Origin of the sequence: Geomonas sp. Red32 (genome assembly GCF_023652955.1) — a bacterium.
Lineage (GTDB): Bacteria > Desulfobacterota > Desulfuromonadia > Geobacterales > Geobacteraceae > Geomonas.
Genome location: NZ_JAKLOY010000003.1, coordinates 230,083 through 243,811 on the forward strand (window position 1 = coordinate 230,083; position 13,729 = coordinate 243,811).

15 protein-coding genes are annotated in these 13,729 nt (G+C 62.9%); 11 read left to right on the plus strand and 4 right to left on the minus strand.

Annotation, left to right across the window (positions count from 1 at the left end):
- Positions 1-15: 15 nt before the first annotated feature.
- The 3 genes from L4X63_RS10305 to L4X63_RS10315 all read right to left on the minus strand — a co-directional run bounded on the left by L4X63_RS10305 (position 16) and on the right by L4X63_RS10315 (position 2,720).
- Positions 16-288 (minus strand): PilZ domain-containing protein, encoded by a 273-nt coding sequence (locus L4X63_RS10305; RefSeq protein ID WP_250678545.1) that lies wholly within the window; start codon positions 286-288, stop codon positions 16-18.
- Positions 289-496: 208 nt separating this feature from the next.
- Positions 497-1,354: a response regulator gene (locus L4X63_RS10310; protein WP_250678546.1), complete on the minus strand. Its 858-nt coding sequence runs from the start codon at positions 1,352-1,354 to the stop codon at positions 497-499.
- 145 nt (positions 1,355-1,499) lie between these two features.
- Positions 1,500-2,720, minus strand: a complete 1,221-nt coding sequence (locus L4X63_RS10315; RefSeq protein ID WP_250678547.1) for an ammonium transporter — start codon at positions 2,718-2,720, stop codon at positions 1,500-1,502.
- 298 nt (positions 2,721-3,018) lie between these two features.
- Between L4X63_RS10315 and L4X63_RS10320 the strand changes: the two genes are divergently transcribed.
- From L4X63_RS10320 to L4X63_RS10370, 11 genes are all read left to right on the plus strand, one after another.
- The gene (locus tag L4X63_RS10320; RefSeq protein WP_250678785.1) at positions 3,019-4,173 is read left to right on the plus strand and encodes an acetoin utilization protein AcuC; all 1,155 of its coding nucleotides are present in this window, start codon (positions 3,019-3,021) and stop codon (positions 4,171-4,173) included.
- Positions 4,154-4,963, plus strand: a complete 810-nt coding sequence (locus L4X63_RS10325) for a hypothetical protein (protein ID WP_250678548.1) — start codon at positions 4,154-4,156, stop codon at positions 4,961-4,963. Before L4X63_RS10320 ends, L4X63_RS10325 begins: the two co-directional genes overlap by 20 nt.
- Before the next feature lie 14 nt (positions 4,964-4,977).
- Positions 4,978-5,922: a tetratricopeptide repeat protein gene (locus L4X63_RS10330; protein WP_250678549.1), complete on the plus strand. Its 945-nt coding sequence runs from the start codon at positions 4,978-4,980 to the stop codon at positions 5,920-5,922.
- A gap of 163 nt (positions 5,923-6,085) precedes the next feature.
- A complete protein-coding gene (locus L4X63_RS10335; RefSeq protein ID WP_250678550.1) occupies positions 6,086-6,487 on the plus strand; it encodes a CoA-binding protein in 402 nt (133 codons plus the stop codon).
- A 16-nt stretch (positions 6,488-6,503) separates the two neighbouring features.
- Entirely contained in the window at positions 6,504-6,938 is a 435-nt protein-coding gene (locus L4X63_RS10340) for a hypothetical protein (RefSeq protein WP_250678551.1), read from the plus strand.
- A 261-nt stretch (positions 6,939-7,199) separates the two neighbouring features.
- Positions 7,200-8,030 carry an ABC transporter ATP-binding protein gene (locus L4X63_RS10345; RefSeq protein ID WP_250678552.1) on the plus strand — a complete coding sequence of 277 codons (831 nt, stop codon included), beginning with the start codon at positions 7,200-7,202 and terminating at the stop codon, positions 8,028-8,030.
- The gene (locus L4X63_RS10350; protein ID WP_250678553.1) at positions 8,031-9,035 is read left to right on the plus strand and encodes a DmsE family decaheme c-type cytochrome; all 1,005 of its coding nucleotides are present in this window, start codon (positions 8,031-8,033) and stop codon (positions 9,033-9,035) included.
- Positions 9,032-11,170 carry an MtrB/PioB family outer membrane beta-barrel protein gene (locus tag L4X63_RS10355; RefSeq protein WP_250678554.1) on the plus strand — a complete coding sequence of 713 codons (2,139 nt, stop codon included), beginning with the start codon at positions 9,032-9,034 and terminating at the stop codon, positions 11,168-11,170. Before L4X63_RS10350 ends, L4X63_RS10355 begins: the two co-directional genes overlap by 4 nt.
- A gap of 98 nt (positions 11,171-11,268) precedes the next feature.
- Positions 11,269-12,147, plus strand: a complete 879-nt coding sequence (locus tag L4X63_RS10360) for an ABC transporter substrate-binding protein (RefSeq protein ID WP_250678555.1) — start codon at positions 11,269-11,271, stop codon at positions 12,145-12,147.
- 15 nt (positions 12,148-12,162) lie between these two features.
- Positions 12,163-12,549, plus strand: coding sequence for a response regulator transcription factor (locus L4X63_RS10365; RefSeq protein ID WP_250678556.1), 387 nt, complete (start codon positions 12,163-12,165; stop codon positions 12,547-12,549).
- Positions 12,550-12,684: 135 nt separating this feature from the next.
- Positions 12,685-13,074 (plus strand): hypothetical protein, encoded by a 390-nt coding sequence (locus L4X63_RS10370; RefSeq protein WP_250678557.1) that lies wholly within the window; start codon positions 12,685-12,687, stop codon positions 13,072-13,074.
- Between the two features lie 58 nt (positions 13,075-13,132).
- Here the strand turns inward: L4X63_RS10370 and L4X63_RS10375 are convergent, their stop codons facing one another.
- Positions 13,133-13,603, minus strand: coding sequence for a metallophosphoesterase family protein (locus tag L4X63_RS10375; RefSeq protein ID WP_250678558.1), 471 nt, complete (start codon positions 13,601-13,603; stop codon positions 13,133-13,135).
- Between the last annotated feature and the right edge of the window lie 126 nt (positions 13,604-13,729).

Sequence of the window (13,729 nt, forward strand, 5' to 3'; positions counted from 1 at the left end):
CCGTGCCTGGAGATCTCAGTCCAAAAGGGTCTTCTCGAACTGCAACCCCATTCCTTTTTCGGTGACCCGCACGACTTTCGCCTTGAGGTCGCACAGCACCTGCGGGGTGAGGGTGTGGTAGATGGTGATGGCCACGGTGTCGTTGATCTCGACCTTCCTGGCGGCCGTGACAAAGACACCTTTCATGCTCAGGTTTTCCACTTCACCCGCGATCATTTCGTTATCCAAATGTATGTTTGCCTTGGCGTGCAGTGCCAGCCTGGCGAAGTTTCTCTTTTCCTTGTACATCGCCCCTCCCTTGTGCGGTTTAATGGGAATGCCGGGTTGAAACTTCTCTCTTAGTGTAATTTAATGTCTCGAAAATGCAAGCGCTGCAAGGATAAAAAGCTTGTCTCTCAGGAATTTACCTACCGTCGATGACTGTTAAGATGCCCCTCATTTCGTTCTCATGTGTTTTTACCGCACTATCGGCAGGCTGCCGGAGCCCGGCAACGGATCAGGCGGCGGGCGCGGCATGCTCTTCCTTCACCTGCTGCATGATGTCGAAGGCCCGCTTGACCCGGGAGACCACCCTGATGATCATCATCGGTTTGGCGATGAAGTCGTGAAAGCCAGATTTCAGGGCCCGGTGCTCCTCCTCGGGAGAGGCCTTGGAGGTCAACAGGATCATCGGGATCTCGGCGGTGGCGGGGTTGGCCTTGATGGCGCGCATGAGCGCGTAGCCGTCCATGCGGGGGATCACCGCGTCGCACAGGATGAGCTCCGGCCGCTGCGAGAAGGCGATGCCGAGCCCCTCCACCCCGTCGTTGGCGATCAGCACCTGGTACCCTTCCTTCCTGAGCGCTTCGGCGACCTCGGAGGTGGTGTCGGTTGCGTGGTCGACCACCAGGACCCGGGGGGCTTCGGCGTTCACCTCCTCCGCGCCGAGGTAGTGGCGCTTGACGGCGGCGATGATCGCCTCCCGGGTGGCGAGCACCGGGATGATGCGGGTACGGCAGTAGGCCCGCAGTTCGGAGATGGTGTCGGTGTCGCAGGGGTCGGTGATGGCCACCACCACACCCTCCCGCTGGCGGCGCAGGGGAAACACCACCCGTTCCTGGGCGAACCGCACCGGGACAAGCTCCAGCAGCTGACGGGGGTAGCTCTGGGAGGCGAGCTCCCGTACCGTCTGGAATCCGTGCTGGCTGGCCAGCGCCTCGATCAGCTCGTCCCTGGTGATGACCCCCATCTCCTCCAGCACGCCTCCCAGCCGCTGACGCCGCCGCTGCTTGTGCTGCCTGATCAGGGCGCGCTCCAAGGTCTTGATGGTTATGATCCCTGACTCGACCAGTAACTCTCCTAAGGGTGTTTTCATGATCGAACCGACCTTTGATTGTAATTAGGATTCTCTAACCATGGTGCCAATAATACCGGGTTCCCCACAAATAGCAAAATAAAAAAAGGCCCCGGGGGGGGCCTTTTCGACAAAAAAATTGCCTGGTTGCAGTGATGGTGACCGGTCAGCGGACGTGTTCTTCCGGGTAGGCACCGATCTGGTGGATGGAGAGGTCGGCGCCGGCGTGCTCCTGCTCGGGGTCCAGCCTGATGCCGACGGTCTTGGAGAGGAGGCCGTAGATCAGGAAGCCGTTGACCAGGGCGAAGGCGATGCCGGACACGGTCCCCATCAGCTGGGAGACGAAGGAGACTCCGCCCAGCCCGCCGAGGGCCTCCTGCCCGAAGATGCCGCAGGCGATGCCGCCCCAGGAGCCGATCACCCCGTGCAGCGGCCAGACGCCGAGCACGTCGTCGATCTTGAGCTTCTCCTGCTCGATCTGAAAGCCGAAGACGAAGATCAAGGAGGCGATGGCGCCGGTGACGAAGGCGGCCAGGGGATGCATGAGGTCTGAGCCCGCGCAGATGGCGATCAGGCCGGCCAGCGCGCCGTTATGGACGAAGCCGGGGTCGTTTCTGCTGGCGATGAGGGCGGCGAGCACCCCGCCGACCATGGCCATGAGGGAGTTGACCGCCACCACGCCGGAAATCTTGTCCAGATGGCCTGCGCTCATCACGTTGAAGCCGAACCAGCCGACCGCCAGGATCCAGGAGCCCAGGGCCAGGAAGGGGATGTTGCTGATCGGGATCGGGTGGGACTTTTTCCCGAGGTAGCGTCCCATGCGGGGGCCCAGGATGAGCACGGCGGGAAGCGCGATCCAGCCGCCGATGGAGTGGACGACTACCGATCCTGCGTAATCATGGAACTCGGCGCCCCCTACCTTCTTGAAGACGTCCTGCAGAAGGGACATGTTCTTCCCCCAGATGAGCGACTCGAAGAGGGGATAGCTCACCCCGGCGAAGATGGCGCCGGCGATCACCTGCGGCCAGAACTTTGCCCGCTCGGCGATCCCCCCGGAGATGATGGCCGGGATGCAGGCGGCGAAGCAGAGGAGGAAGAAGTAGTGGGTGATGTCGTATCCCTGGTTTTCCCCCAGAAGCTCTTTGACCGGTTTGAGGAAATTGATCCCGTAGGCGATCGGAAAGCCGACCAGGAAGTAGACCACGGTGGAGACCGACCAGTCGGTGAGGATCTTCACGAAGGCGTTGACCTGGTTCTTCTGCCGTACGGTGCCGACCTCCAGGAAGGCGAACCCGGCGTGCATGGCGAAGACCATGACCGCACCGAGCATGAGGAAGAGTACATCGCTGCTGTTGCCAAGTGGAGTCGTCATTGACATCCCGTTCATTACATTACCTCCGTTGGTAAATAGTCCCACCTCGTTGTGAGAGCCTGATTAATGAGCAGTCGCTGACCGCGAGCGCGTCGCAAGGCCCGGTCTGACCAGCAAGATGCTTGCCAAAAACGGAAAAGTCTGTAATCCTTGGGAAACCGTACCGGCGCCGGCCGTGAGGGGTGAGGATTCTGCCTAAAGGGGAGGCAGTCATGCCTAATGAATGGGCAGCATTAGAGGTTGACCTCCCCACCGCGGGCGGGGTACATTCCAGTACCCGGACCGGCCGGGGATGAAGAAGGTGGGGGACCTCCTGTTAACCAAGACCGCACTGATAACCTGCGCCGATCTCACGGGGTTTAGCTACGGCGACCACCATCCTTTCAAGGTGCAGCGCTTCCGGCTGGCCCGTGACCTGATGGCCGCCTACCGGCTCCTCGAGCTGCCGGGGATGGAGCAGCGGGTTCCCCGGAAAGTGACCCGGGAGGAGCTCCTAACCGCCCACGCACCGGAGTACCTCGACCGGCTCAAAGAATTCAGCGACGCCTGCGAGTCGCGCGCCGACTTCCGCTACGGGCTCGGCGATCTCGAGAACCCGATCTTTCCCGGGGTCTACGACTGGGCCTGCCTCGGCGTCTCCGGCACCCTCGAGGCGGCCCGGCTGGTGACCGAGGAGGGATTCGCGGCCGCCTTCAACCCGTTCGGTGGTTGGCACCACGCCCAGCACAGCCGCGCCTCCGGCTTCTCGTATCTCAACGACGCGGTGGTGGCCATTAACCACCTGGTAGGCCGGGGAAAACGGGTGGTCTACCTCGACATCGACGCCCACCACGGCGACGGGGTTCAAAACGCCTTCTACCAGAGCGACCGGGTGCTCACCATCTCGCTCCATGAAAGCGGCATCTACTTCTTCCCCGGTACCGGTTTCGAGCGCGAGACCGGGGAGGGGATGGGGAAGGGGTACGCAGTCAACGTGCCGCTTCTGGCCCACACCGACGACGCGCTTTTCATGAAGGCTTTCGACGAGATCGCCTATCCGCTCATTGCCGCCTTCGACCCGGACGTGCTCTTCACCCAGCTCGGCGCGGACACCTTCCGGACCGACCCCTTGACGCGGCTGGAGGTCACCACCCACGGTTACACCTATCTCCTCAAAAAGCTCAGGGCCCTGCGGATCCCCTGGGTGGCGGTGGGGGGAGGCGGCTACGATATGATGAACGTTGCCCGGGCCTGGACCATCGCCTGGGCGGTGATGAACGACCGGGAGATCTCTCCGAGGCTCCCGGCTGAATTTATCAAGCTGATCGGACCCCTTGGGTACCCACACCGCATGCTTTTGGATGCCATGCACTGGGCCCAGGAGGACGAACGCAACGCGGCGCTGGACGCGGTGGAGCGGGTGATCGCCTACCTCCGCGCCCACATCTTCCCGGTGCACATTGGTGGCCATGCCAAGGATCGCGGGTAACGAGCAGTTACGGGACCGGTCCGGGCGGGAGCTCTTCTCCCTGCACGACATCAACCGGCTGGAGCCCGCCGAGAAGGAGGCCATCTACCGGCGGCTCCTCACGCCGCGGCTGGCCGCCCTGCTGGAGAGTGCCGGTGGCGGGGCGGTCAACATCGTGGCGCCCCGCGGGCTCAGGCTGGTGAGGATGGAGGCCCGGCTCTCCGCCGGCGACCGCGACCCGCTCTTTTTCCTGGAACTGTGCGACACCCATCACCGCCAGATGGAGCTCGCCTTCTGCCAGATCTGCGACCCCGCCGCCCAACGCTTCGAGGTGGACCGGGACAGCGAGGGGAGAAACAACGTCTTCGCCACCCACGGCAGGAACCCGGGCGAGGAGCTCCGCGCCATGGAGGCCGGCCTCTTTCCGCACCAGGTGCGCCACGGCCTGCGGATGTTCGGGGAGTTTCTTCCGCTTTTGGAGCGGCTCACCGACTCGCTCGGGATGGAGCTCATCGTTGCCGAGCCTTTGAGCTACGACAATGCCATCCGCTACGAGAAGTACGGCTTCGACTACGTGGTGGGGAAGAAGCTCATGCTGGAGATCGACGCCGGCTTCGCCCCGGGAGGGGAGCTCTTCCGGAGGCTCGACGGTTCCACCCCCTTCCGGCGTCCCGGGATGGAACGGACGGTGCGGGGGCGCAGCTGGGCCATCCACGACGGTATCCTCGGCGAGCCGTGGGATGAAGTCCGTATCTATAAGACCATAGGCGTCCACGCGGGCGTCAATACCTTCCCTCGACGGGAAGGGTAGGAGGTTAGGCAATCATGCAGCAGGCAACTCCCCTGGCGGGGATCGTGTACTATGGCCCCCCGGCCCCCTTCGAGGTGACCGGGCTGGACGGCAAGGTGCGAATCGAGGTGGGATCGGAGCCGGTCCCGCTGGTGGAAACCGACTTCCTGAAGTTGCGGGGCGAGGCTCCCGGCTACGACGAGCTTGGCCGCGGTATCTACCAGGCCTTGAGGACCGACCCCGGCTGCCGCTTCGCCGGCCGCTACGCCGCCTGGCTCAAGGAGGGGTATCCCCACTACGTCTCCGAGCTGGCGAGCAACATCCTCATGCTGGGCGAGAAGGACGTCGAGGTCCCCTACCTCGACCGCCGGGTCAACCTGTTGAAGATCTTCGCCCTGATGGAACCCGAGAACGGACATTTCCCGCTGGAGATAGGCTCCACCCTTTTGGACAAGGGGTGCCGTTTCTCCGCGCTGCACCTCTCCACGGTGACCCTCTACAAGGCGGCCGAATACCTGGAGCGGGGGCTCTCCCTCGACCCCGGCAACCTGCGGGGGATCTCCAACCTGGCCGAGGTCTATTTCCTGCTCGGCAAGTACGAGAAGGCCTCCTCGCTCTGGAATTCGCTGCTGCCGACCCTTCCGGAACAGTCGGCGGGCGAGGTGAGGGGAAGGCTGGAGCGGATCGGCAAGGGGGAACTTCCCCGGGTGCCGGCGGTCGACTACCTGGAGGCCATTGCCGGCGCCATGGCCATGAAGGAGGATGGTGATTACCTGGAGGCTACCGCGGTCTTGAACGACGTGATGGCCGACGCCTTCTTCGCCTGCGAGTTCCCGATGCCGGAGATCCCCTACCTTCTCGCCCAGTGCTGCATCAGCATGGGAGGAAACGCCGACGCCCGGACCTACCTGCGGAGCGCCCTCCGGATGAACCCCGACTTCGCCGAGGCCCAAAGCCTCCTCGACCAAATCCAGGGATAGGAGGACCGCATGGAAGCGTACACCCCGGCCGACTGGATCTTCATCGCCGGCGTCATGCTGGTGATCTTCTTCTTCGTGACCATCTCCGGCATGAGGAAGAGGTGACCGAGCCGTCAAGCAGGTGGTAGACTTGGGAGGAAGACTCATGAAAAAGGAGGATCCCATGACACGACCCGACATCAAGAAAATCCTCGACTACCGCACCATCGCGGTGGTCGGCCTGTCGCCGGACCCGGGGAAGGCGAGCCACGAGGTGGCGGCCTACCTGAAGAGGGCAGGGTACCGGATCATCCCGGTCAACCCGGCCGCAACCGAGATCTTCGGCGAGAAGTGCTACCCGACCCTGGCCGACGTTCCCGAGACGGTGGAGATCGTCGACATCTTCCGGCGCTCCGAGTTCGTTCCCGAGATCGTCGAGCAGGCGATCGCCAAGGGTGCCAAGGTGGTCTGGATGCAGGAGGGGATCGTCAACCAGGAGGCCGCCGAGCGTGCCGAGGCCGCGGGGCTCACCGTGGTGATGGACCGCTGCCTCCTGAAGGAGCACGTCAAGCAGGCCCGGCAGTGAGTGGAGGGACGCGGCGGTGATCTCCCATGCCAACCGGCGCCCGGTGTCCCTCAACCTGCTCGCCGCCGTCTACCTCTTTTCCTTTCTCCTCTCCGCCTCCAGCTACGGAAGCCCCTACCCCTTCCTGGGAAAACTCGTCACGGGAGGGGAGGGGCATTTCCTCACCTTCGCCGACAGCCTTGTCTCCTTTTATCTCTGCCTGGGGATCCTCAAAAGACAGCGGGTTACCTACTACCTCATCCTCTGCTACAACCTCTTCGACCTGTTCAACGCCCTGGTGAATCTCTGGTCGATCCCCCCCGACCGCTACGCGGCCTTGAGCGGGGTGGCGGTCACCCCCGGCGATATGCGGCTCAACACCCTCATCGCGGGGATCTTCGTCTTCGGGGTCACCTGGTTTACCGTCGTTTCCCGGCGCCACTTCACCAACCGCTCCCCCTACCTCTTCTAATCGGAACCTTACCGGGTTCTTACCTTCGATCGCCCCGGGACGCCATCTTATCTCATAGAGATATCAAGAGGTTGCCGGAGCCCGGGACGGTGAGGCAAATTTCAGTGATCGTTAAGGAATGTACACATCTCTGCTTGCCAGACCGTGTGCCTCTCTGCTACTATTGCCGCATTTTTCAGCGCTGTCCCCCTCCGGCTGCCGCCGCTCCGGCTTCCGGTCCGCTACCCTTGCCGCCGGGGAGGTCATCGCAAAGGATCCACCTTGTTCGCCAAACTCAAACACGGCCTCAGCGCATCATTTTTCCACTCCGACCACAGCCGTCCGGTGGACCTCCACGATACGCGTGGGGTGGGGATCCGTGTGGTGGGGCTCAACAAGTACTTCGGCTCCACCCATGTCCTTAAGGATATCAACCTCGAGATCAAGGCCGGCGAGACCTTCTGCATCATCGGCCCCTCCGGGACCGGCAAGAGCGTGCTTTTGAAGCACATCGTCAAGCTGGAGACCCCCGACTCCGGGGAGATCTACATCGACGACCTGCCGATCTTCTCGGGAGACCCGCACGACTCCTCCCGCGACTACCGCTACAGCATGGTCTTCCAGTCCTCGGCCCTTTTCAATTCACTGACCGTCGGGGAAAACGTCGGTCTTTGGCTGAGGGAGAAACGGGTCTGCAAGGAGCAGCGGATCCGGGAGATCATCCGGGAGAAGCTGGAGATGGTCGGCCTTTCCGGACGGGAGGGGCTCCGGACCTCGGAGCTTTCCGGCGGGATGAAGAAGAGGGTGGCCATCGCCCGCTCGCTCGCCATGAACCCCGACCTGATCCTCTACGACGAGCCGACCGCCGAACTCGACCCGGTCACCACCGACGAGCTGGCCAACACCATCCTTAAGCTCAAGGAGACCACCCGGAACACCACCGTGATCGTCACCCACGACTTGAACTTCGCGCTCTACATCTCCGACCGCATCGCCATGATGAGCGGGGGAACCATCGTGGAAGTGGGGACCCCCCGGGAGATCAAGCAGAGCCAGAATCCGGTCGTCCGCAGCTTCATCTACACCACCACCAAGGGGATAAGGGGAGACTAGATGGCAAAGGCACCGCTTGGCCGCCGCATCCTTTTGACCACCTTTCTGGCGGGGCTTTCCCTTTCCCTTTGGGCCTGCGCCGACTTGAAGCAGAGCAAGCCGCTGTTGCCGGTGCGCGAGTACGAGAAGATGATCGTGGGGAGGCTCGACGCCGACTACGTCGGGACCGCCAACTGCGTCGCCAAGTGCCACAAGCACGACAAGATCTCCGACGATTTCAGCCACAGCGTCCACGGAGAGCAGATCAAGGCCGAGACCGGCCTCCCCCTGGTCAACTGCGAGTCGTGCCACGGACCGGGAAGCCTCGCCGTCGCCAACCTCCCCGACAACCCAGAAAAGAACACCGCCGAAAACAGGAAGTGCGACACCAGCACCTTCCTCGACCTGATGCACCTCCCCCCCCAGGCGCAGTCGCTCATCTGCCTCAAGTGCCATTCCGCCGCCTCGCAGCCGGCGCTGGCCTTCTGGAACGCCAGCGTGCATGCCATCAACGACGTGAGCTGCTTCGACTGCCACAAGCTCCACAAAGGGCCGCAGCAGAAGGTGAGCCGCGAGCAGATGGCTGAGATGTGCTACGGCTGCCACCCCCAGGTGCGGGCCGAAAACGCCCTCTACTCGCACCACCCGATCCGGGAAAAGAAGATGGTCTGCGTGGATTGCCACGAGATCCACGGCTCAACCCAGCCGAAGCTTCTCAAGGGGAACACCCTCAAGGAGACCTGCACCCGCTGCCACATGGAGAAGCAGGGGCCCTTCGTCTTCGAGCACGGCGACCTGACCGAGAACTGCCTCAACTGCCACACTCCCCACGGCTCGGTCAACAACCACCTGCTGAACGCCGCCATGCCGTTTCTCTGCCTGCAGTGCCACTCCGCCCACCTCTCCTCCAACACCCCCGGGCTTAAGCAACTCTTCACCAACCGCTGTACCGACTGCCATTCCCAGATCCACGGAACCGACACCCCCACCCAGGGGCTGACCGGAAAGGGGACGCTGCGCCAATGAACGGCTTACACGACCGGAAGGTGACCAGAGGGTGGAACAGGAGGCTCGCGGCGGCGCTTTCGCTGGCAGTGGTGCTCGTTGCCGCGGGGGGCGCGGCGGCCGAGGAGCCGTGGGAGCCGCTTCTGGAGCCCGATCCCTCGGTGGCGAAGACCCTCCCGCTGCCTGAGCAGGAGCGCCAGGTGGAAACCCTCGAGCAGAAGGGGGGCTTCATCGGGTACGGCTTCGTCGCCACCGACGGCTACGGCGGCCGGGCAGAACCCTTCGGCTTTCTCCGCTCCAGCCGGACCGGCGGCCTCTTCTATCGGAACCTCCAGCGCGACGGCAACCTCGAGGTCGAGGGGGCCTACCTGAACGAGCACGACTACCACGGCGACCTCCTCCTCGACTACCAGGGGGACTACCGTCTCCACCTGAGGACCGAGTCGCTCTTCCACAACCTGGACCGCGAAATCCTCTTCTCCCCGAACTTCCAGGCCGGACGCGTCGATCCCCCCCGGACCCCGGCCGATTACCTGGCGGTTCAGGACCCGGAGCTGGATTACGGGGTCAGCGTGGTACAGGACAACGCCGACTTCCGCTACCGGCTGCACAATTACCCCCTGCACGTGAGCCTCGGTTACTGGCGGCTGGTCCGGGAAGGGACCAAGCAGCAGCGCTTTGCGGACATCGCCTTCGAGGGGACTCCGAACACAATTTACGCCGCCCCCCGCAACGTGAACCAGCAGACCCAGGAGGGACGGGTGGGGGCCGACGTTCACCTGGGGCCGGTGGATCTCGCCTACGAGTTCAAGATCAGGGTCTTCGAGGACCGCCAGCCTATCCCGTCCGGCCCCTACGTCTCGCGCAACGATATCGCGGGAAACCCGGAGACGGTGGGGGGGGTGAGGGAGCATAACGAGAATCCCGACAGCCGCTTCATCTCCCATACGCTCAAGATGCACAGCTCGATGTCCGGAGGGCTGGTGGCGAGCGGCGCCTACAGCGTCGAGCAGCGCGAAAACCTCTCCAACCTCTCCGATACCACCGGTGCCAAGTACATCCGCGAGGATCTCCACAATGCCGCCGGCGACCTCTCCTACATTTTCAATAAAGAGTGGAGCGCGGCGGTCAAATACCGCCGCCAGCAGCTGGAGAACGATGGAAGGGGCGAGGTGACCAGTGTGAACTTCGCCAACCCGGTGGTCCTCGTGAAGTCCCCGATGGATACCACCAGGGACACGGTGACCGCCACCATCTCCTACCATCCGCGGCGCGACTTCACGGTGACCGGCGAATACCGGGGACAGTTCCAGCAAAGGAGCAATGTCTCCTCCCTGCAGTCCTATACCAGCTGGGCGCTCCCCGAGGACAGCGCGAGCCATCGCGGGGTCATCTCCGCCAACTACCGGCCGGTGACCGGGGTCCGCTTCAACGGAAGCTACAGCTACACCACCGTCGACCACCCCTCCTACGGCGCCTCCTACCAGGAGAAGCACGAAGGAAAACTGCTGGCGAGCTTCATCAGGAACAACGGCTGGGGGGGGAGCGCCAACCTGATCGTCAGGCGGGAGATGAACCCCGACGTGCAGCATTTCCTGGTCAACCTCCCGGTCGACCCTACGGTCTCCACCGACGTGACCTACACCGCCTATCCCCTCACCTCCCGCGACCGCCAGGTGGTCAACGGGAACCTGATCGGGTGGTTAGTTCCGCTGCCGGGATTGACGCTGGGGGCCAACTACGCCTATCTCGACACCCGGATCGACCAGAGCGTGCTCTTCTCGATGGTGGCGGTGGGACACGAGGCCGGCTCGGATTTCTACGACCGCTCCCACGTGTTCGGGGTAAGTGCCACCTACACCGGGGTGGACAAGCTCGACCTTTCCCTCATGCTGCAGCAGGTCCGCTCCGCTTCGGCCTTCGAGCCTGCCTTTACCTCCTTCTCCGCCGGCAGCGATACCAGTGGCATCACCGGCATCACCAGGCAAAACACGGTGGTCAGCCAGCTTTCCGCACGGGGGGAGTACCACTTCACCCCGATGCTTTCCTCCTCGCTGCAGTACCAGGTGAGGAATTACGACGAGAAGAACCCGGCCTACAGCCTCTACAACGGGACCGTCCATTCCGTGGTGGCTACCGTGGCGGCCACGTGGTGAGCAAGAGGTAGATCCTGAAAGTTTTCCGCCTGACAATCCTGCTGCTGGTCATCTGCGCAGTCACCCCCGCGTCGCGCTCCCTTGCGGCCGGGAAGCTGGTGGCGGCAATCCTGACCTGCGACCTGCCGCGCTACCGCGAGGCTCACCGGGCCTTCATCAAGGCCTTGGTGCTCAAGGGGTACGACCAGAGCAGCGTGGAAGTCATCACCCAGACCCCCAATCCGGACCCGATCTCCTGGGCCAACAGCGTCAGGAAGTTCAACGCCATCGGCGCGGACCTCATCGTCTCCTACGGGGCCTCCGCCACCTTGGCGGCGCTGCACGAGCGGGGGGATATCCCGGTGGTCTTTGCCGACGTCTACGGCCCGGTGGAAACAGGCGTGGCCAAGAGCATGAACTCCACCGGCACCAACGCGGCCGGCATTAGCTCGAAGGTACCGCTGGTTACCCTCATCCGCACCGCGCTCGAGATCAAGCCGACCAAGTCGGTGGGGGTGATCTATTCGGTGAGGGAAGAGGGATCCCTGGTCCAGCTCCGGGAAGCCCGCAAGATAGCCGCCGCCAACGGGGTGATCCTCACCGAGGCCAACGTGAGCGGAACTTCGGGGGTCGATGCCGCGCTGGCGTCGCTGTTTGGGGCCCGGGTGGAGATGATCTACATCACCGAGTGCGCGGCCGCCAGCCGCGCGTTCGAGAAGGTGGTGCACCGGGCGGCCGAGCTGAAGATCCCGGTGATCTCGCAGATGCCGGGGGCTGCCCACAAGGGGGCGCTGGTCTCGCTGGAGGCCGATCCCGCCGAGCAGGGACAGGTGGCGGCGGAATACGCCGCCCGCATCCTTTCCGGCAAGAGGGCGTCCCAACTCCCGGTGGCTACCCCGAAACGGGTGGACCTGATTGTCAACCTGAAGATGGCAAAGACGCTGGATCTTCATGTCCCCTTCCCGGTGTTTTCCGCAGCCACTCGGGTTCTGAAGTGATAGTATGAGGTGCTGATGAGAAAGATCATGATCGTCGACGATGATGCGGCCTTCGTCCAGGCGCTTAAGGAAAAGATCCAGTCCCTCTATCCACTATTGGATGTGAGGACCTGCACCGATCCTTTCCAGGCGCTCACCATCCTGAAAGATGAGAAACTCGATCTTTTGCTGGTGGACCTGGAGATGCCGGTGCTCGACGGTACCAAGCTCGTGAACTACGCGTTGTCGGTCGGAATGGATAAGAACCGTATCGTGATCCTGTCGGGGCGCGACTCAGACTACCTCCACGAGCAGTTTCCCATGGGGACCTGCCTGGCGGTATTGAACAAGTACGAGGCAAAGCAGAAGGCGGTGCTCGATATGATCTTCAGCTCGCTCCAGAGAAAGGCGGCGGAGAGCTGATCAGAAACATTCGTAGGTCGTGTTGAGGTACGAAACGCGGCGCTTCCGGCGGTGATGGCAAGCGTCGCGTTTCACGATGAGGCTGTTCAACGCGGCCTATGCGTGGTGAATAGCAAAAAAGGTTGAGAGGTTGTGATGGGAAAGAACATGCGGTTGATCTGTTACGGGCAGAAGCACACCCGGCCCGAGTGGGAGAAGGTGCTATCCGGTGCCGGTTTCGATCAGTTTTGCGAGGAGCTGGTCCAGGAGTTAGCGGCTTTTGATATCAGGCTGGAGAGGCTTGACAGCCAGGAGCAGGTGATCGAGATAAAGAGCTACGTGGACCTCCTCAACGCGGTCAGGATCGGCTCCCCTTCCGACGGGATCTCCAGCATCTGCGTCGGCCATGTGATCGGGAAAAGCCCCAACCTCGATCCCCTGGAGGATATCAGGAGGGCGGTCAACCGGATCGCCTTCGCGCCGGAGACGGTGCCTCCCGACAGCGAAAACCGAAAGGTCTGTCACAACTGTGGATGTGGCTGCTGATGGGCGAGGGGCCTCCGGAGATGGAGGCCCCTTCCTTTTGAAGGGAGGGGTGGGGATGTCACGGGGCGATGCCGCGAATGACGGCCTCGACCTCATCCCCCTCGACGGTGATGACCGCATAGGAGCCGGAGCCGCTCTCCTTGAGGGACCCGGGGTTGATCAACAGCATACCTTCCGCCGTGTCCACCGCAGGGAGGTGGGTGTGCCCGTAGAGGATGACGTCGGCGCCGACCTGTTTGCCGCGGCCGATCAGGCCGCCCAGCCCGGACTTCACGGCATGCCGGTTGCCGTGGGTCACCAGCACCTGGCAGCCGCCGAACTTCAGGGTGAGTTCGCGGGGAAGCTGTGGGTCGCAGTCGCAGTTGCCGGCTACCCGGAGGACCGGTACTTCGAGCACATCTTCGAGAAGCTTCGCGTCCTGGCTGCCGTCTCCCAGGTGGATAATGTGGTCGACCGGGCCGGCCAGTTCATGAGCCTTGAAGGCCTGCGGATAGTTGCCGTGGCTGTCGGAAATGACCAGAAGTTTCATCACATGCCTCATTTGATGGCGGGGAGCGGGAAGTTGCGTTGAGAGTTCCCCGATACCGTGTATATCAATGGTGTATAGACCTTTGTGGCACATGAGTTCAAGAAAATTGTTGGCTCATTGGGGAGG

Excerpts from the sequence above, each read along its gene's own strand:
- L4X63_RS10315 (WP_250678547.1), bottom strand. The coding sequence starts at position 2,720 with ATGAACGGGATGTCAATGACGACTCCACTTGGCAACAGCAGCGATGTA.
- L4X63_RS10375 (WP_250678558.1), bottom strand. The coding sequence starts at position 13,603 with ATGAAACTTCTGGTCATTTCCGACAGCCACGGCAACTATCCGCAGGCC.
- L4X63_RS10370 (WP_250678557.1), top strand. The coding sequence starts at position 12,685 with ATGGGAAAGAACATGCGGTTGATCTGTTACGGGCAGAAGCACACCCGG.
- L4X63_RS10350 (WP_250678553.1), top strand. The coding sequence starts at position 8,031 with ATGGCAAAGGCACCGCTTGGCCGCCGCATCCTTTTGACCACCTTTCTG.
- L4X63_RS10365 (WP_250678556.1), top strand. The coding sequence starts at position 12,163 with ATGAGAAAGATCATGATCGTCGACGATGATGCGGCCTTCGTCCAGGCG.
- L4X63_RS10330 (WP_250678549.1), top strand. The coding sequence starts at position 4,978 with ATGCAGCAGGCAACTCCCCTGGCGGGGATCGTGTACTATGGCCCCCCG.
- L4X63_RS10305 (WP_250678545.1), bottom strand. The coding sequence starts at position 288 with ATGTACAAGGAAAAGAGAAACTTCGCCAGGCTGGCACTGCACGCCAAG.
- L4X63_RS10355 (WP_250678554.1), top strand. The coding sequence starts at position 9,032 with ATGAACGGCTTACACGACCGGAAGGTGACCAGAGGGTGGAACAGGAGG.
- L4X63_RS10325 (WP_250678548.1), top strand. The coding sequence starts at position 4,154 with ATGCCAAGGATCGCGGGTAACGAGCAGTTACGGGACCGGTCCGGGCGG.
- L4X63_RS10335 (WP_250678550.1), top strand. The coding sequence starts at position 6,086 with ATGACACGACCCGACATCAAGAAAATCCTCGACTACCGCACCATCGCG.
- L4X63_RS10310 (WP_250678546.1), bottom strand. The coding sequence starts at position 1,354 with ATGAAAACACCCTTAGGAGAGTTACTGGTCGAGTCAGGGATCATAACC.